This is a genomic window from Streptomyces sp. FH025 (genome assembly GCF_017427025.1).
GTDB lineage: Bacteria > Actinomycetota > Actinomycetes > Streptomycetales > Streptomycetaceae > Kitasatospora.
On record NZ_JAFLNG010000094.1, the window covers coordinates 1 to 16768 of the forward strand.

General features: G+C 74.0%; 17 protein-coding genes. 11 read left to right on the forward strand and 6 right to left on the reverse strand.

The genetic code is table 11. From position 1 onward, the window contains the following. Positions 1–235: 235 nt before the first annotated feature. The 4 genes from J0670_RS09920 to J0670_RS09935 all read right to left on the reverse strand — a co-directional run bounded on the left by J0670_RS09920 (position 236) and on the right by J0670_RS09935 (position 3451). Positions 236–988, reverse strand: a complete 753-nt coding sequence (locus J0670_RS09920) for a choice-of-anchor P family protein (protein WP_207811096.1) — start codon at positions 986–988, stop codon at positions 236–238. 109 nt (positions 989–1097) lie between these two features. Further along, positions 1098–2459, reverse strand: a complete 1362-nt coding sequence (locus J0670_RS09925; RefSeq protein WP_207811097.1) for a glycosyltransferase — start codon at positions 2457–2459, stop codon at positions 1098–1100. Next, positions 2456–3073: an exosortase/archaeosortase family protein gene (locus J0670_RS40200; RefSeq protein WP_207811098.1), complete on the reverse strand. Its 618-nt coding sequence runs from the start codon at positions 3071–3073 to the stop codon at positions 2456–2458. Before J0670_RS40200 ends, J0670_RS09925 begins: the two co-directional genes overlap by 4 nt. Before the next feature lie 180 nt (positions 3074–3253). Next, the gene (locus tag J0670_RS09935) at positions 3254–3451 is read right to left on the reverse strand and encodes a hypothetical protein (protein ID WP_207811099.1); all 198 of its coding nucleotides are present in this window, start codon (positions 3449–3451) and stop codon (positions 3254–3256) included. A gap of 391 nt (positions 3452–3842) precedes the next feature. Between J0670_RS09935 and wecB the strand changes: the two genes are divergently transcribed. From wecB to J0670_RS09955, 4 genes are all read left to right on the forward strand, one after another. Next, positions 3843–5057 carry a non-hydrolyzing UDP-N-acetylglucosamine 2-epimerase gene (gene wecB, locus J0670_RS09940; RefSeq protein WP_207811100.1) on the forward strand — a complete coding sequence of 405 codons (1215 nt, stop codon included), beginning with the start codon at positions 3843–3845 and terminating at the stop codon, positions 5055–5057. Positions 5058–5178: 121 nt separating this feature from the next. Further along, on the forward strand, positions 5179–5634 hold the full coding sequence (locus J0670_RS09945; protein ID WP_207811101.1) for an archease: 456 nt from the start codon (positions 5179–5181) through the stop codon (positions 5632–5634). A 104-nt stretch (positions 5635–5738) separates the two neighbouring features. Continuing rightward, on the forward strand, positions 5739–7166 hold the full coding sequence (locus tag J0670_RS09950; RefSeq protein WP_307806460.1) for an RtcB family protein: 1428 nt from the start codon (positions 5739–5741) through the stop codon (positions 7164–7166). A 259-nt stretch (positions 7167–7425) separates the two neighbouring features. Next, positions 7426–7863: a hypothetical protein gene (locus J0670_RS09955; protein WP_207811102.1), complete on the forward strand. Its 438-nt coding sequence runs from the start codon at positions 7426–7428 to the stop codon at positions 7861–7863. Positions 7864–8041: 178 nt separating this feature from the next. Here the strand turns inward: J0670_RS09955 and J0670_RS09960 are convergent, their stop codons facing one another. Further along, positions 8042–9532, reverse strand: coding sequence for a carboxylesterase/lipase family protein (locus J0670_RS09960; protein WP_207811103.1), 1491 nt, complete (start codon positions 9530–9532; stop codon positions 8042–8044). Between the two features lie 100 nt (positions 9533–9632). Here J0670_RS09960 and J0670_RS09965 point away from each other — a divergent pair, with 100 nt between their 5' ends. The 7 genes from J0670_RS09965 (at position 9633) to J0670_RS09995 (ending at position 15860) form a co-directional block, all read left to right on the forward strand. Then, complete coding sequence (locus J0670_RS09965) at positions 9633–10244, forward strand: TetR/AcrR family transcriptional regulator (protein WP_207811104.1); 612 nt, start codon at positions 9633–9635, stop codon at positions 10242–10244. 74 nt (positions 10245–10318) lie between these two features. Beyond that, a complete protein-coding gene (locus J0670_RS09970; protein WP_207811105.1) occupies positions 10319–11365 on the forward strand; it encodes a TIGR03617 family F420-dependent LLM class oxidoreductase in 1047 nt (348 codons plus the stop codon). A 208-nt stretch (positions 11366–11573) separates the two neighbouring features. Beyond that, positions 11574–12026, forward strand: coding sequence for a hypothetical protein (locus J0670_RS09975; RefSeq protein ID WP_243436792.1), 453 nt, complete (start codon positions 11574–11576; stop codon positions 12024–12026). Then, complete coding sequence (locus J0670_RS40205) at positions 12023–13843, forward strand: GMC family oxidoreductase (RefSeq protein ID WP_207811106.1); 1821 nt, start codon at positions 12023–12025, stop codon at positions 13841–13843. The genes J0670_RS09975 and J0670_RS40205 overlap by 4 nt, the downstream gene beginning before the upstream one ends. Beyond that, the gene (locus J0670_RS09985; protein ID WP_207811107.1) at positions 13840–14682 is read left to right on the forward strand and encodes a hypothetical protein; all 843 of its coding nucleotides are present in this window, start codon (positions 13840–13842) and stop codon (positions 14680–14682) included. The genes J0670_RS40205 and J0670_RS09985 overlap by 4 nt, the downstream gene beginning before the upstream one ends. After that, positions 14679–15353 carry a DUF402 domain-containing protein gene (locus J0670_RS09990; RefSeq protein WP_207811108.1) on the forward strand — a complete coding sequence of 225 codons (675 nt, stop codon included), beginning with the start codon at positions 14679–14681 and terminating at the stop codon, positions 15351–15353. The genes J0670_RS09985 and J0670_RS09990 overlap by 4 nt, the downstream gene beginning before the upstream one ends. Positions 15354–15389: 36 nt before the next feature. Continuing rightward, the gene (locus J0670_RS09995; protein ID WP_243436793.1) at positions 15390–15860 is read left to right on the forward strand and encodes a hypothetical protein; all 471 of its coding nucleotides are present in this window, start codon (positions 15390–15392) and stop codon (positions 15858–15860) included. Here the strand turns inward: J0670_RS09995 and J0670_RS10000 are convergent. After that, on the reverse strand, positions 15826–16768 hold a 943-nt coding region (locus J0670_RS10000), incomplete at its 5' end, for a bile acid:sodium symporter family protein (RefSeq protein WP_207811109.1). The genes J0670_RS09995 and J0670_RS10000 overlap by 35 nt on opposite strands.

Sequence of the window (16768 nt, forward strand, 5' to 3'; positions counted from 1 at the left end):
CCGGTCTCCTCGAGCGCGACGGCGGAGGCCGGCGCGTGGTGGCCGTGGGCCGCGGCGACCGGCAGGAGGGCTGCGGCGGCGATCAGGAGCGCGGATATCCGGCGGATCATCAGTGTGTCCAATCAGCGGAAGGAATACGGTCGTTGAAGCATGGCACACCCCGCTCCCCGGCTGAATGCGCGAGGCCCCCGTCCGGCGCGCGGGTGCGCGCCGGACGGGGGCCGGACGGGACCGGTCAGGCGGTCGGCGCGGCGCCCTTGGCGTTGCGGCGGCGGACGTAGACGGTCGCGAGGGCGGCGGCGATCACCGCTCCGCCGGAGGCCCCGGCGACGGTCGGGTTGATCATCGGGACCGAGGCGGCGGGCTCGGCCCCGCCGCACTGGGCGTGGCCTATGACGAGGTTGGCGCCGTTCAGCGACGGCAGCAGGGTGATGTGGACGGCGTTGACCGTCAGCACGCCGTTGGCGTCGGTGGTCTGCTCGTTGAGGACGATCGAGCCGACGAGCGGGATGTCGACCTTGGTGTTGGCGGGGGCGTTGGCCTGGAGGTTGGTCGGGAGGAGGCCGACGGTGATCGTCCCGCCCGCGATCAGACCGCTGCCGGTCGCCCCGGTGGGGGTGGCGGTGCAGGTCGAGTTGACGCCGTTCAGGGAGACCGAGGCGACCCCGAGGTTGAGCCCGAGCTTGTCGACCGTCGCGGAGGCCGACGAGGTGCCGTCGGCCGGGTTCCCGGCGGTGGTCGCGGTGAGCACGGAGGTGGTGGCGACCGGCCCCACGTTGAGGCCGACGAGGGTCTGGGTGCCGCCGGACGGGTAGGTCGACTCCGGTGACGGCGCGACGGCGACCATTCCGCCGAGGGCCTCGGTGGAGACGACGTAGGCGTCGGCCTGGGGGGCGGGCAGGGCCGCGAACGCCGGGGTGGCCGTGGCCAGGATGCCGGTGGCGAGCGTGGCGCCGGCCAGGACGCGGATGCTGGTGCGAGTGCTCACGTGGTGGGCCTTTCGTGTGGCAGGTTGCGGCAGGTTGTGGGTTGTGCGTCAACTCCACTGACGGGATGTGGCGTTCGGCTGCTGGTCCCGGTCAGGGAGAAGTCTCGGGTCAGGCGGCGACGATCTCCTGGGCGGCGGGCAGCGGTTCGGCCGTGCGCGCCGTCTTGTGCCAGGAGCCCTTGCGCCGCACGATCCGCCAGAAGGCGCGGACCGCGACGATGTAGGTGGTCGCCGCGTAGACGGCGAGCGCGAGGCCGTAGCCGAGCGCGGCCCGGCGGCTGGTCCCCGGTTCGCTGCGGCGCCGGTAGACCGGCCCCCAGACGGCGAACTCGGCGACGCCGACGAGGAGGTAGAGCGCGAGCAGCGGGGCGCCGCCCTGGCGGAGGAAGGAGAGGACGAACTCGGGGTAGACGGCCAGGTTGTAGGCGAAGGCGGCGATCGGAACGGTGTAGACGACCAGGCCGATCACCTGGAGCCAGGGCTGGACCATGAAGTAGAGGACTTCGAGGAAGCCCATCGTGGTGAACTGGCGGGAGCCCCAGATCCGGCGCAAGTAGGGCGCGCACTGCATCGCGCCCTGCGCCCAGCGGACCCGCTGGGTGATCAACTGCCGTACGTTCCACAGGGCTTCCTGGTCCACCCAGGCGGTCGTGGTGTAGCCGTTGCGCCAGCCGGCGAGCATCATCCGCAGCCCGAGCTCGAAGTCCTCCAGCAGCGCCTTGCCCCACGGTTCGCCGTCGCCCTGTTCGATCGAGCGCAGTGCGCTGAGCCGGTTGGCCTGGCCGTTGCCGCCCACGTTGACCGTCCCGGTGTACCGGCGGGTGATCTGGATGGCGGAGATCGGCCCGCGGAACTCGATGTCCTGCATCCGGGCCAGCAGCCGGGCGAAGCGGTTGGCGAGGCGGCCCCGGCCGGGCAGCGGCACGGCCACGTCGCGGTTGGACATCCGGACCTCGACCTGGACGGCGCCGATGGCCGGGTCACCGAAGAACGACTCCCCGGCGAAGGTGTCCAGCATGCCGGGGGAGGGCCGACCGTCGGCGTCCAGGACGGTCACGACGACCCGGTCGGCGTCGATGTCCTCGGGCAGCCAGGCCTGGAGCGCCCGGTAGGCGGCGTTGAGGGCGTCGCCCTTGCCCGTCCGCGCCTGCGGAAGCCGCCGGCTGACCAGGTGGACGGGCCGCCCGGCGTCGATGCGGGCGCGCACCACCTCGGCCGTCCGGTCCTCGGAGTGGTCGTCGATGACCCAGAGGCGGGCGTCGGGAAAGTGCCGGGCGAGGTAGTCGAGGGTGGTGCCGATCACGGCCTCCTCGTCCCGGCAGGGGATGAAGAAGTGCCAGCTGAACCCGGTCGGGTCGCCCGGGGCGTCCGGGCGGGCCCGCAGGAAGTTGCGCACGATCACGGCGACGTAGGCGAGGAAGCTGACCCCGAGGACGAAGGACAGGGATATGGAGACGTCGAGCAGGGTCACGGCGCACCGACCTCCGTGTCGCGGGTGGACGTTCGGGTGATCAGGTAGAGGAAGAGCAGCAGGGCGATCAGGGCGGCGGCCATCATCAGCACCGAACCGAACAGGACGTGCGTCCAGCCGAACCCCTCGTCGCCGTAGCGGTTCTGCATGGCGACGATCAGCGTCAGACGGCCCAGGTTGGCGGCGACGACGAGGCCGGCCGCCAGGACGAAGCCCAGCAGCACCCGGGTCGGCCGGCGCGAGCCGAACAGCAGCAGGACGCCGGACAGCAGGGCGAGCGGGGCGATCAGCAGGGCGCTGCTGCACCCGGTGGACAGGGCGATCCCGCGCCCGAACCCGCCGTCACCGCCGGCGTAGAGCACCGGTGCGTCGGGGGAGGCGAGCAGCATGGTCCGCAGGCCGAGCGCGTGGGAGACGATCCACTGCGCTCCGGCCATCTCGCGGAAGCGGTAGTAGCGCTCACCGACGACCAGGAACCCGCACAGGCCCAGGAGCAGCGGCCCGGACACCCCGGCGAGCAGGCGGCCGGAGAGCGGGGTGCGGCCGTGCTGCGGCAGGCGCGAGCGGGCCGGCCGCGACGGCCGGGAGGGTTGCGGGTACACGTCTGCGGTCACGAGGAGACCCCTTGGGGGAAGGCGAGTCGGCGGGAATGGCGGGGGTGGCTCGGCGCGGCTGGTTCGCCAGGTCCGTCCGGTTCGTTCGGTTCGTTCGGTCCGCCCGCCGGGCCGGTGGGGCGGTTCGGCGGGCGGACCGGACGGATGGTCCGGTGGGGCGGACCGGCTCTGCGGGGCCGGCTACGCGTCGTCGCGGTTCCGGCCGGTCGGTTCGGGCCGGTCGGCGGCCAGCCGGCTGCGCCGGAGCAGGACGACTCCCAGGACCACCAGGGCCGTTGCGGCCGCCGCCGCCAGGCCGAGGCCGGGTGAGCCGGTCGAGGCGAGTACGCCGCCGCCGGCCGCAGCCGGGGGAAGGCCGCCGCCTATGGGTCCGTACATGGACAGGTTCCTCTCGTTTCGACCGGGTCGTCCCGATCTGCGATCTTGCAGCCCGTATGTTGCTGTGCCGATCGGATGTTCGGATAGGCTCGCCGCGCCCATTCGGGTGGAAATCACCCGTTTGCCGCAATTGATCGCGCAGGAACGATGGTCGGGCGGTATCCGACGTCGACGGCCGGTCAAGTGCGCTGTGGCAGAGCGGCCTTGAGGGTGCGGCAGCTCGACCGGTGCAGGCCGCGTGGGTGATCGACCGGCGGGTCGGGCCGGGGCACGTTAGGCCACAAGGGTGACATTAGGCCTATGTATGGATCTTTCTTTCGAACCCCTCCATATCGTCTGCTGATACTTCCTCACCACACCTCCTCCACCCTTCGCACTCCTTCGGAGCGTCATGGACTCGACCGATGTCGCCCTGGTCTTCGGAACCCGGCCGGAGATCGTCAAACTCGCCGGAGTGGCCCGCCTCCTGGGCCCGCAGGCCCGCGTCGTGTGGAGCGGCCAGCACTGGGACCCGGCCCTCACCACCACCTTCTTCGCGCAGTACGGCCTGCCCCGCCCGCACCACCTGCTGAAGGGCGTCGGCGGCGAACCGCGCGGCCGGCAGATCGGCCGCATGGTCAGCGCGCTGAGCGACCACCTCGCGGCCCGCCCGCCGGCCGCCGTCGTCGTCCAGGGCGATACCAACACCGCCGCCGCCGGCGCGCTGGCGGCGCACTGCGCCGGCATACCCGTCGTCCACGTCGAGGCCGGCCTGCGCTCCTTCGACCCCGGCATGCCCGAGGAGGCCAACCGCCGCCTCATCGCCCCCCTCGCCGACCTGCACTGCGCGCCCACCGCCACCGCGGCGGCACACCTGCTGCGCGAGGGCGTCGAACCGGAGCGGGTGGTGATCACCGGGAACACCGTCGTCGAGGCGACCCTGGAGACCCTGCCCGTCGAGGCCGAGGCCCGCCGCATCGTCGCCGAGCACGGCGTCACCCCGGGCGGCTACGTGCTCGCCACCATCCACCGCCCCGAGAACACCGACGACGCCGCGCGACTCGCCCAGATCCTCGACCAGCTCGCCGCCGTCGACCTGCCGGTGCTGCTGCCGCTGCACCCCCGGACCCAGGCCGCCGTCGACGCGCTCGGCCTGCGGGCCCCGGCCGCCCGACTGCGCCAGATCGAGCCGCTGGACCACGCCGCCTTCCTCGCCCTGGCCCGGCACTGCCGCCTGCTGGTGTCGGACTCCGGCGGGATCCAGGAGGAGTGCACGGTCCTCAAGCGACCGCTCGTGGTGGTGCGCAACTCCACCGAGCGCCCCGAGGCCGTCCAGGCCGGCTTCGCCCGCCTCGCCCGGCCCGGCCACCAACTCGCCCGGGCCCTGCGGGACTCGCTCGACGACACCACCGCCGCCGAGCGGCTGGCCCGGATCCCCTCCCCGTACGGCACCGGGCAGGCGAGCGCCGACATCGTCACAGCGGTCCGCCATCGTTACCTGGCCCGTGAACGGCCGGCTGCGCCGCGGCCCGACCGCGACCTCGCGCCGCTCGCCGCCGCCTCGCTCGCCGGTGCCCCGCTCGCAGCCGCCCCGCTCGCAGCCGTTGCGGCCGACCTCGGGCGCTGAAGTCCCGTCCCACCGGGCGGGAGCCCGGAGGCGGGCCCGGGCACTTGCCCCCGGGCCGCCCCCGGGACGAGTCTGGAGGGAAGGAGAGGGGGGACGGAAACGGGCGCGGGAGGTGTCACTCGTGGGCGGTCACGAGCCCGCGGGCCGGACCGGCAGCGGCCACCGGAGCGTGCCGCACACGGCGGACCTGCGGGTGGAGGCATGGGCACCGACGGCCGAGGGCTGCATCGGCGAGCTGGTGCACGCCGTCGTCGGCAGCTTCGCCGACCTCAGCGGTGCCCGGATCGTCGGGGAACGCGGCTGCACCGTGCTCGCGGTGAGTGACCCGGACCTGTTGGCGGGCGTGCTGGAGGAGGTCATCTACCGGATGGACGCCGACGGCGAACTGCCCGCCGCGATCGCCCTCGGCCCGGTCAAGGGTCTGGACGGCGCCCGGAGCGTCCAGGTGCGCTTCCGGATGGCCGATGCCGCCACCGCCGCCCTGATCGGCGCCGTCCCGAAGGCCGTCTCGCTCCAGGGCCTGGAGCTGAGCGGCGGGCCGGGCGGCTGGACCTGCGCGGCCACCGTGGACGTCTGAGCCGTGGACGTTCGAGGCGTGGACCTTTGAGCCGTGGACGTTCGAGCCGTGGACGTTCGAGCCGTGGACGTTCGAGCGCGTGCGACGGGAGCGGGGTGAACGAGGTGGAGATCGCACTGGTCGAGGCGGGCCGCAACCGCTGGCGGATCGAGCCGCACCCGCCGATGCGGGTGCCGGGCGTGGTCTTCGCGAACGACGCGCTGCTGCCGCAGGCCGCCGGGGACCGCGCGCTGGAGCAGGTGGCGAACGTGGCGACGCTGCCCGGGATCGTCCGGGCCTCGTACGCGATGCCCGACGTGCACTGGGGCTACGGCTTCCCGATCGGCGGGGTCGCCGCCACCGACACCGAACAGGGCGGGGTCGTCTCGCCCGGCGGGGTCGGCTTCGACATCTCCTGCGGGGTCCGGCTGCTGGCCGCCGGGCTCGACCGGGACGAACTCGACGCCGAACGCCTGCGCCGGCTGATGGACCTGCTGGACCGCACCGTCCCGCGCGGGCTCGGCCGCGGCGGCCTGTGGCACCTCGCCGGGCCGGAGGAACTGGACGACCTGCTGCTCGGTGGAGCCCGCTACGCCGTCGAGCACGGCCACGGCGTGCCGCGCGACCTGGAACGCTGCGAGGACCGGGGCGTCCTGGCGGGCGCGGCCCCCGGCGAGGTGAGCACCCGGGCCGTCGAACGCGGGCTCCAGCAGGTCGGCAGCCTGGGCTCGGCCAACCACTTCCTGGAGGTGCAGGCCGTCGACCGGGTGCACGACCCGCAGACCGCGGCCGCCTTCGGCCTGCGGCCCGGCCAGGTCTGCGTCATGATCCACTGCGGCTCGCGCGGTCTCGGCCACCAGATCTGCACCGACCACGTCCGCACCATGGACCGCGAGCTGCACCGCTACCGGATCGAACTCCCGGACCGCCAGCTCGCCTGCACCCCGGTGGACTCCCCGCGCGGCCGCGCCTACCTGGGCGCCATGACCGCCGCCGCCAACTACGGGCGGGCCAACCGGCAGCTGCTCTCCGAAGCCGCCCGCCGGGCCTTCGCCACGGCCCTCGGCGTCGGGCTGGAGCTGGTCTACGACGTGTCGCACAACCTCGCCAAGCTGGAGACCCACGAGGTGGACGGCGTGGCACGGAAGCTGTGCGTCCACCGCAAGGGCGCCACCCGCGCCCTGCCGCCCGGCGACCCCGACCTGCCCGCCGACCTCGCCGAGGCCGGGCAGCCCGTGCTGGTGCCGGGCACGATGGGCACCGCCTCGTACGTCATGGTCGGGCTGTCCGGCAACGAGGCGTTCAGCTCCGCCTGCCACGGCGCCGGACGGGTGTGGAGCCGCCACCAGGCGCTGCGGATGGTGCGCGGCGAGCACCTCAAGGCCGAGCTGGAGGCGCACGGCATCGCCGTCCGCCCGGCCTCGATGCGGGCCCTGGCCGAGGAGACGCCCCAGGCGTACAAGGACGTGGACGCGGTGGCCGCCGTCACCGAGGCCGCCGGACTGGCCCGGCAGGTCGCCCGGCTGGTGCCGCTGGGCGTGTGCAAGGGTTGAGCCGGCCGAGGTCGCCGGCCGCCTCACGCCGACCTCCATCCGAGTCTCTTCACCAATCATTCGGATTGTCTCGATAGCGAATGCGCGGGTGGTACTCCCTACTGATGGTGTGACTACAGAGAATCCGCCGGCGAGTCCGCCGCCACAAGAGAGCGGCGAGACTGAAGCCGCAAGCCGAGCACCTTGGCTCGAACCGACCGTGATGGCGGCGGGCCTGGTCGCCAACGCAGTAATCCTCGGCTGGCTAGGGTTGCCCGTTGTGAGCGGCGCGCTGACATTCGGCGGCCGCCTGAGTGGATTTGCCGCCCTGGTCGCTTCTCTCATTTCATTCGTAGCCGCACTGGCGGTTCTGGACTACTGGCGATGGAAGAACATCAGATTCTCCGGTGTCGTTGTCCTGATCGGCGCACTCGCCGTGCTGATCGCCAACCTGGGCCTGATGGCGCTACAGCTGGAGGAGCATGAGCTCACGGCCTACCTGGCCATCTGGATCGGCATGGTGGCCTGGGCCGCGTGGGCGCTCTGGCTGCTGCTGCACCGCAAAAAGGTGTGGAGAGACATCAGAGCCTGCACCCTCATGGGTTGCCGGCTCTGCGGCAGATTTTGCGCGATTGGTTATCCCGCTTCAGGAAGGAGTCTCGCTACTGACGCCAGCAAGAAAGCGCAAATATATCGCCATGTGGCAGGTGATGCCTGATGCAAACCGCGGGGTGTCGGTTAGCGCCACCATCGCCTCCTCCGATGGTGAGGAAAGAATCGATCCGACAAGCCGGGAAAATTATTGGGCTGCTCGATACGGATTTATGGAGGCAGACAGTGGGATTGCCAGGCTCCCGCTACCGGCATCCACGAGTCAGTGAGGCTGAGGACGGGGGCTACACGAGGTCGAAGGCGGTGGGGGAGTGCCCCTCCCAGATACGGCGGGAGGTCTGCTCGGGGTAGCGGACGGTCTCCGAGCGGGTGTCGATGACCCGGGTGAGCTGCCGGTCCGGCTCGAAGGCGGCCCACCCGGGGTCGCCGGTGGTGATGAACCGGATCCAGGCCTGCCGTAGTTCGTGGGAGACCTCGACGGTCTCCGGGGTGGGCGGGTCGCCGAGGAAGTGCCGGGCCATCGGGCTGTCCAGGGTGCCGAAGGCCAGCGGGACGTCCAGGCCGTGGCAGGCGCCGAACAGCCCGCCCGCGGCGGGGGCCGGGAAGGCCAGCTCGAAGAGGTAGGAGGTGCCGTCGGCGGCGGTGTTGCCCTCGGCGAGGTGGAGCGAGGGCATCCGGAACAGCGCGTCGGAGCCGACCGCTTCGAGCAGGTCCCCGGGCGTGGCGCCGGGGAGGGCGGCGCGGTAGGCGTCCGGGCCGTCCGGTCGCGGGGCGAGCTGGTCGAGGGCGGTGCGGGCCTCCTCCTCGGTGAAGGTGCCGTACCGGCCGCTGAGCACGCTGAACAGCCGGAACTCGTCGCGGGTGTGGCCGACGAGCAGGTCGATGCCGGGGGAGCGGCCGGCGGCCAGGGCGGCCCAGGGCTCCTCGGGCAGCACCTCGCCGTCGATCACGGGGACGGTGGCGATGCCGCTCTGGGCGAGCCGGCCCCAGCGCGCCAGGTGCTCGGGGAGCGCGGCGCCGAGTTCGGTGACGGTCGCGGCCAGGCGCCAGGGGTCGACCTCGGCCAGGGCGGCGGCGGTGGGGGCCGTGCCGAGCCGCTTCGCCAGCTCGGCGGTGACCTCGGCGGCCAGCGCGGGGGTGCAGAGGGTGCCCGGGACGGTGTGGGCGATGGCGCGGCGGAACAGGCCGCGCGCCCGGTCCATGGTCAGCAGCGCGGCGACCGAGCCGGCGCCGGCGGACTGGCCCGCGACGGTCACCCGGTCAGGGTCGCCGCCGAAGCCGGCGATGTTGCGCCGCACCCACTCGAGGGCGGCGAGCTGGTCGAGGAAGGCGCGGTTGGCGGGGGCGCCGGGGAGCAGTGCGAAACCCTCCGCGCCCACCCGGTAGTTGACGCTCACCACGACCAGCCCGGCCCGGGCCAGCTCGACCGGGTCGTACAGCGGGTCGCCCGAGGTGCCCGAGATGTAGCCGCCGCCGTGGATCCAGACCAGCACCGGCAGTCCGGCCGCGCCCGGGTCCGGGGTGCAGACGTTGAGCGTGAGCCAGTCGGTGCCGTGGGCCGGTTCGGCGGGCAGCGGCCCGGACTGCGGGACGACCGGGCCGAACTCGAAGGCCTCGCGGACGCCGTCCCAGGGCTCGGCCGGGGCGGGGGCGGCGAAGCGGAGCGGGCCGACCGGCGGCCGGCCGTACGGGATGCCGCGGAACACCGCGAGCCCCCGGTCCAGGAGGCCGCGGACGGCTCCTTCGGTGGTGGGGACGACGGGCTGGACGAGCATGGGAACACTCCCTCCCTCGGAATGCCCCCAGCGTTATCGGTCAGTTGTATTATGTCAAGCGTATGGGAAAGATTCGAGGACCCTTCGAGGAGCGGCGGACATGCCCAAGCAGGTGGACCACCGGGAGCGCCGCGAGACCATCGCCCGGGCGCTGTGGCGGGTGGTGGAGCAGCGCGGCACCACGCACCTGACCCTGCGCGAGGTCGCCCGGGAGGCGGGCATCTCGCTCGGGCAGTTGCAGCACTACTTCGCCTCCCGGGCGGAGCTGCTCGGCTTCGCCACGGACCTCGCCGGGGAGCAGAGCGCGCTGCGGGTCGGCCGGGCGCTGGCGGGGCTCGGCGAGCGGCCGCACCCGCGCGCGGTGCTGCGGGCGATGCTGGTCGAACTGCTGCCGCTGCACCCGGACTCCCGCACCACCAGCCGGATGAGCGCCGCCTACGTGCTGGAGGCGCTGCACGACGAGGAGGTCCGCGCGCGGGCGCGGGGGGCGTTGTCGCAGGGGCGGGCCGTGGTGGAGCAGGTCGTTCGGCAGGCGATCTCCGACGGGCTGATCGCGGCCGACCGCGATCCGGTGGTGGAGACGGACCTGCTGCTCGCGCTCACCGGGTTCACCACGCTGCTGGAGCTGGGGGTGGTCGAGCCGGCCGCCGCGCTCACGGCCGTCGACCGGCACCTGGACCGGCTGTTCGAGACCGAGGCGGTGGGCGGGTGAGCGGGCCGGCGGCGGCATGGCAGGCTGGCCGGGTAGCACCGCAGCCCGCGACCAGGAGTACCAGGAGCACCACCATGGACCGACCCGCCGCCCTCCGCCTCGACGCCACCGCCTCCGGGCACCCGGCGGGCATCCTCGACGCCGCCGAGCGGGCCGAACGCCGGGGCATGGACCGGCTGGTGGTCGCCGAGACCGCCTACGACCCGTTCCTCCAGCTCGCCCGGGCCGCCGACCGCACCGAGTCGATCGAACTGGCCACCGGCATCGCGGTGGCCTTCGCCCGCACCCCGATGACGCTCGCCTACCAGGCCTGGGGGCTGCACGCGGCCTCCGGCGGACGGGCCGTCATCGGACTGGGCTCGCAGGTCAAGCCGCACATCGAGAAGCGTTTCGGCATGCCGTGGGACCGTCCGGCCGCCCGGATGCGCGAGTACGTCCACGCGGTGCGGGCGATCTGGCACAGCTGGCAGACCGGTGAACGGCTGCGCTTCCGGGGCGAGTTCTACACCCACACGGTGATGACGCCGGTCTTCTCGCCGGACCCGGTCCCGGCCGGGGTGCCGCGGATCCTGCTGGCGGGCGTCGGGCCGCTGATGACCCGTACCGCCGGGGCGGTCGCCGACGGCTTCCTCAGCCACCCCTTCTCCTCCACCGCCTACCTGTCCGAGCAGGTGCTGCCCGGGCTGACCGAGGAGCGGGCGCGGGCCGAGGCGGAGGGCGCCGCCTGGACGGCGCGGCCGTTCGAGATCGTCGGCAACGTGCTGACCGCCACCGGCCGCACCGAGGAGGAACTGGCGGCCAACCGGGCCGGAGTGCGCGAGCGGCTCGCCTTCTACGCCTCCACCCCCGCCTACCGGCCGGTGCTGGCGCAGCACGGCTGGGAGGGCCTTCAGGAGGAGCTGCACACCCACTCGGTGCGGGGGCGCTGGGCGGAGATGGCCGCGCTGATCGACGACGAGGTGTTCGACACCTTCGCGGTGTCCGGCCCGGTCGAGGAGGTCGCGCGGGAGCTCCACCGCCGGTACGCGGGCCTGGTCACCCGGCTGTCCGTCAGCCTGCCGGAGGACGCGGACCCGGAGCTCGGCCTCGACGTGCTGGCGGCGGTGCGCGAGCTGGGGTGAGCGGAAGCTGGCACCGGGCGGTCGGAAAGGACTGCCGACCAGTCAACGGTCGGCCAAGAACAGGCACATTCGGGCAAGCGGTTCCCGGTGGCGCGGACGGGCGGCAGGATCGCGCTGAAGCCGGACAGGACGGGCCGCGCGGCCGGGATGTGGCGCTCGGGTCAGGTCCTGTCCGCCCGTTGCCGATCGTGGGGGTGCCCGCGTGTCCGTGTCCGACGATCGCACCACCGCCCCAGGCCCGTACGGGCCCCTCCGGGAGAGCGGCGACCACACCGGAAGCGGGGTACCCGACGAGGACGGGGACCACGCCGAGAGCTGGGAGTACGTCGAGAGCGGGGAGTTCGTCGAGACCGACGAACTGGCCGACCTCGACGAGTTCCTGCGCGTCTGCGCCGAACTGACCGGCTTCGACGTCGCCGAACTGCACGCCACCGGCATGGCGCGGGAACACCACCGCACCGCCCTGGCCCACCCGGCCCGCGACGAGCACGCCCTCGTCCACCTCTGGTACGTCGGCGCCTGGCCAGGCGAGGCACCCAGCTCCGCCCGCGCCCACGACCAGGGACTGGTCTGGCGGACCTTCCACGGCAGCCCGCCCGGCAGCGCGGCCCCCGGCCACGGCAGCTGGGCCCGGGCCCCCCGAGGCGGTGAGAAGCGGTGACCGCCCGCTGGGACGCCATCGTGGTCGGCGCCGGCTTCGCCGGAAGCCTCGTCGCCCACCGCCTCGGCGCGCACGGCTGGCGCGTCCTCGTCCTGGAGGCCGGACGGACCGCCCCCGGCGCCGCCGAGACCGCCACCGCCCACCGCGCCGCCGGCGGCGGCCCGCCCACCTCGCCGTACCCGCACAGCCCCGACGCACCGTCACCCGACGTCACCGACCTCACCGGGCTCCCGGACGGCGGCTTCACCGCCACCGGGCACCTCCGGCAGCACGGGCCGCTGCCCTACGCCAGCGGCTACCTGCGCGCCAACGGCGGCACCGGACTGCTCTGGACCGGCCTCACCCCGCGCATGCACCCCGAGGACTTCCACACCGGCGACCTCGGCCACGGCCGCAACTGGCCGATCGGCTACCACGACCTGGAGCCGTACTACCGCGAGGCCGAGCAGGAACTCGGCGTCGCCGCCGACGCCGAGGAGCAGCGCCGCGCCGTCGGACTGCCCCTCCCGGACGGCTACGCCTACCCGATGCGGGCCATCCCCGCCAGCTACCTCGACCGGCAGCTCGCCCGCGTGCTCGACGGCCGGATCGTGCGCGACCCCGCCATGCCCGACCCCGCCCGGCTCGCCGTCACCGGCACCCCGCACGCCCGCAACGGCCTGACCGGCCGGCCGGGCACCGGCGTCGGGCCGCCCTGCGCGGGCAGCGCGAGCTGCGTCCCGGCCTGCCCGACCGGCGCCAAGTACACCCCGCTGCGCACCCAGGCGCGCTGGGCGTCCGGCGTCGAACTGCGGACCGAGGCGGTGGTCAGCCGGGTGTACGCCGACCCGGCGACCGGAAGGGCCACCGGCGTCGAGTACCTGGCGGGCGGCACCGCCCACCGGGTCGACGCCGACCTCGTCGTGCTGGCCGCGCACGCGATCGAGAACGCCCGGCTGCTGCTCCTGTCCGGCCTGGCCAACCGCAGCGACCAGGTCGGCCGCAACCTGATGGACCACCCGGCGCTGCTCACCTGGGGCCTGATGCCCCGACCGGTCGGCCCCTACCGGGGGCCCGGCTCCACCAGCGGACTGGAGGCCTTCCGCTTCGGCCCGGCCCGGCGCCGCCGGGCGCCGTTCCGGATCGAGATCGGCAACTGGGGCTGGTCCTGGGCCGGGGGCACCCCCGAGGCCGAGGCCGCCGAGCTGCTCGCCGCCGGGCTGCGCGGCAAGGAGCTGCGCGAGCGCCTCGGCGACCGGCTGGGCCGCCAGTTCTCGCTCCAGTTCGAGCTGGAGCAGCCCGCCGACCCGGCCAACCGGGTCACCCTCGACCCGGACCGGCGCGACCCGCTCGGCCTGCCCGCACCGGCGATCCGCTACGACCTCTCCGCCTACGTGCGCGAGGGCATGGCCTCCGCCCGGGCCGTCTCCGACCAGCTGTTCGCCCTGCTCGGCGCCGAGGACCACACCGCCTACCCGGCCGTCCGGTGGCCCGGCCGGCTCGAACACCGGGGCGCCGTCCACGGCTACCGGGGCGCGGGCCACGCGGGCGGCACCCACCTGATGGGCCACTCGCCCCGCGACTCCGTGGTCGACCACTGGCAGCGCAGCTGGGACCACCCCAACCTGTACGCCGTCGGCTGCGGCTCGATGCCCTCGCTCGGCACCTCCAACCCCTCGCTCACCATGGCCGCCCTCGCGCTGCGCAGCTCCGACCGGATGCACCGGGACCTGCTGGAGCTGAACCGGGCGGCGACCGTCCTCGGTGTGCCCGTACTCCCTTCGTCCGCTGCGCCCTCCTCATCCTCCTCGCCCTCCTCGTCCTCGGAGCCCGCATGACCGGCCTGCCGCTGCCGCCCGTCCCGGAGCCGTACCACCTGCCGTTCCACTACGGCGCCCTGCACAACATCGGCGTCGACTACCTGGTCGAGCCCGAGCGGGCCCGCCGACTGCTCGCCAAGCGCCACCCGGGGCTGGCCGTCGCCGCCTTCGACGGCGGGGCGTGCGTGTCGCTCAACTACCAGCTGTACTTCGCCCAGTATCCGAATGGCGGCGGCATCACCCAGGAGGTGGAGATCAACCTGATCGCCCACCCGCTGTTCGCCGAGGAACGCATCCCCGTGGTCAACTACGGCCAGTACGCCCGGGGTTACGACCAGACCAAGCTGCTCGGCATCGCCCGGCTGCACGTGCTGTGCGACAACCCGCTCGCCATCGACGCCGGGCGGCGGCTGTACGCCGAACCCAAGCGGCCCGGCTGGTTCGAGACCACCCTGCCCTCGCTCAACGCCCCCGCCGTGCGCGAGCGGTGGACCGTCTCCTGCCGCCGGGCCACCCTCGGGGCGGACGGACTGCGCCGCCACGAGGAGGAGGTCCTCGCCCTCGACGTCGACCTGATCGGGCTCACCCCCGAGCCGGTCAACAACACCCCGATCACCGGCTACGGCACCGACGACGAGGGCAAGCTGCTTGCCGGACCGCTCAACGTCTACCAGCCGTACCGCTACTACGCCCTGGACGACCGCACCGCCGACCGCGTCCGGCTCGACCTCGGCAACCCGGCCGAGGAGCCCGCCCGCGACCTCGCCCGGCTGATCGCCGACGCCCAGGCCGCCGGGGTCTGGACCTACCAGTCCCCACCGGTCGCCGCCCACAACCGCGCCTACTACATCCGGTGACGGTCCGACCGGCACCGTTCGCCCCCGGGAGCATCGCCGTCCGCCGGGACATCGCGCGCGGCCGGGTCTGGACGGCCATGCCGTACACCGTGCTCGCGGACGACGGCACCACCCTGACCATGGCCGCCCGCCCCGGCATCGAGACCCTGGCGCCCGCCAGCTGGACCACCGCGCAGCGCACCGGGGACATCGCGGACCGCGTGCGCGGCATCGAGGGCCTCGCCGCCGGCCGCTGGGAGCTCGACCGCTGGACCTGGCGCGACACGGTGGTGCTCGGCCGCTTCACCGCGGGGGAGCCGTACAGCGTCCACCGCTTCCTGACGCCCGAGGGCCGGCCGCTGCGCTGGTACGTCAACTTCGAGCTCCCGTACCGGCGGACGGCCATCGGCATCGACACCTTCGACCTCTACCTGGACCTGGTGGTCGCCCCCGACCTGTCGGCCCACACCTGGAAGGACGAGGACGAGTACGCCCACGCCCGGCGCCTCGGCGTGATCGACGAGGCCACCCACCGGCAGGTGGACCTCGCCCGGGACCGCGCCCTCGCCCAACTCCGCGACCGCACGGGCCCGTTCGCCCCCGACCCCGCCGCCTGGACGCTGCCGCCACCCGGCCCGCTGCCCGCCCTGCCGGCCACCGCGCTCAGCACCCCCGCGGCGCTGTGGTCCTGACGGCGCGGTGGCCGCCTGCTAGCCTGGCGCGCCGACATGGACGAGAGCAACGAGAGCAACGAGAGCGACGCCGAGGCGCTCAAGCACCTGCACGACGGCGGGGACTACCGGCGGCTGGCCGAGCGGACGGCGGACCCCGAGGTGCTGCGCCGACTGGCCCGGGCCGAGTACCCGTTCGTCTGGCACGCGATCGCCGCGAACCCCGCCACGCCCGCCGAGGTGCTGGCCGTGCTCTCCACCCGGAGCCACAGCACCTGGAACGACAACCGGCTGCTCCAGCTGCTCGCCGCTCACCCCGCCCTGACCGGTGAGGCCCTGGACGGGCTGGTCGACCTGGTGGCCGTGCGGCTGCGGGCGCAGGACCGCCCGTACGCCGCGGTGCTGGAGCTGGCCCGGCGGCCGGAGGTGGCGGTGGAGCGGCTGAACTGGCTGGGGCACCAGCCGGGTGCCTCCACCTGGCTGCGCCGGGGGATCACCCGGGCGCTGGCGGCGCGCCCCGACCGCTGAGCGCGGCCCGAACCCGCCCGCCGGGCGAGCCCTCGGCGGGTGCCCGGGCCCAGCGCGCGGCGAGGACGGTGCCGACGACCAGCTGGAGCTGGTGGTAGGCCATCAGTGGCAGCACCAGCACCCCCGCCTCCGGCCCGAACAGCACGGTGGCCATCGGCAGACCGCCGGCCAGGCTCTTCTGCGAGCCGCACAGCATCGCCGCGATCGCGGACGGTCGGTCGAGCCCCAGCAGCCGGGCACTGAGGCAGGTGGCCGCCAGGGCCGTGGCGAGCAGGGCGAGCAGCACCGCGAACAGGCCGAGCAGGGCCGGTGGAGTCGCCTGGCTCCAGGCGCCGTGGCCCGCCGCCGTGCTGAACGCGGTGTAGACGACCAGCAGGATCGAGCCGCGGTCCACCGGGGCCAGCACCCGTCTGTGCCGGGCCAGGAGGGCGCCGAGCCAGGGCCGCAGCGCCTGCCCGAGCAGGAACGGGGCGAGCAACTGCGCCCCGATCCGCAGTAGCCCGTCGGCGGACAGCCCGGTGTGCGAGCCCAACAGCCCGGCCGCCAGCAGCGGGGTGAGCAGCAGCCCGGCGAGACTGGAGTACGTCCCCGCGCAGATCGCCCCCGGGACGTCGCCCCCGGCGGCACCCGTGAGCGCCACCGAGGACTGCACCGTCGACGGCACCAGGCAGAGGAAGAGCACCCCGGCCTGCAACTGCGCCGTCAGCGGGAAGGGCGTGAGCAGCGTGGTGGCCAGCCCGAGCAGCGGGAAGAGGCCGAAGGTGGCGGCGAGCACCAGCCCGTGCAGCCGCAGGTGGCGCAGCCCGGCCAGGGCCTCGCGGGTGGACAGGCGGGCGCCGTAGAGGAGGAACAGCAGCGCCACCGCGATGTCGCAGGCCGCTCCGGCGAACCGGGCCGAGTCGCCGGAG

Excerpts from the sequence above, each read along its gene's own strand:
- J0670_RS09935 (WP_207811099.1), bottom strand. The coding sequence starts at position 3,451 with ATGTACGGACCCATAGGCGGCGGCCTTCCCCCGGCTGCGGCCGGCGGC.
- wecB (WP_207811100.1), top strand. The coding sequence starts at position 3,843 with ATGGACTCGACCGATGTCGCCCTGGTCTTCGGAACCCGGCCGGAGATC.
- J0670_RS09960 (WP_207811103.1), bottom strand. The coding sequence starts at position 9,532 with ATGCTCGTCCAGCCCGTCGTCCCCACCACCGAAGGAGCCGTCCGCGGC.
- J0670_RS09965 (WP_207811104.1), top strand. The coding sequence starts at position 9,633 with ATGCCCAAGCAGGTGGACCACCGGGAGCGCCGCGAGACCATCGCCCGG.
- J0670_RS09970 (WP_207811105.1), top strand. The coding sequence starts at position 10,319 with ATGGACCGACCCGCCGCCCTCCGCCTCGACGCCACCGCCTCCGGGCAC.
- J0670_RS09985 (WP_207811107.1), top strand. The coding sequence starts at position 13,840 with ATGACCGGCCTGCCGCTGCCGCCCGTCCCGGAGCCGTACCACCTGCCG.
- J0670_RS09995 (WP_243436793.1), top strand. The coding sequence starts at position 15,390 with ATGGACGAGAGCAACGAGAGCAACGAGAGCGACGCCGAGGCGCTCAAG.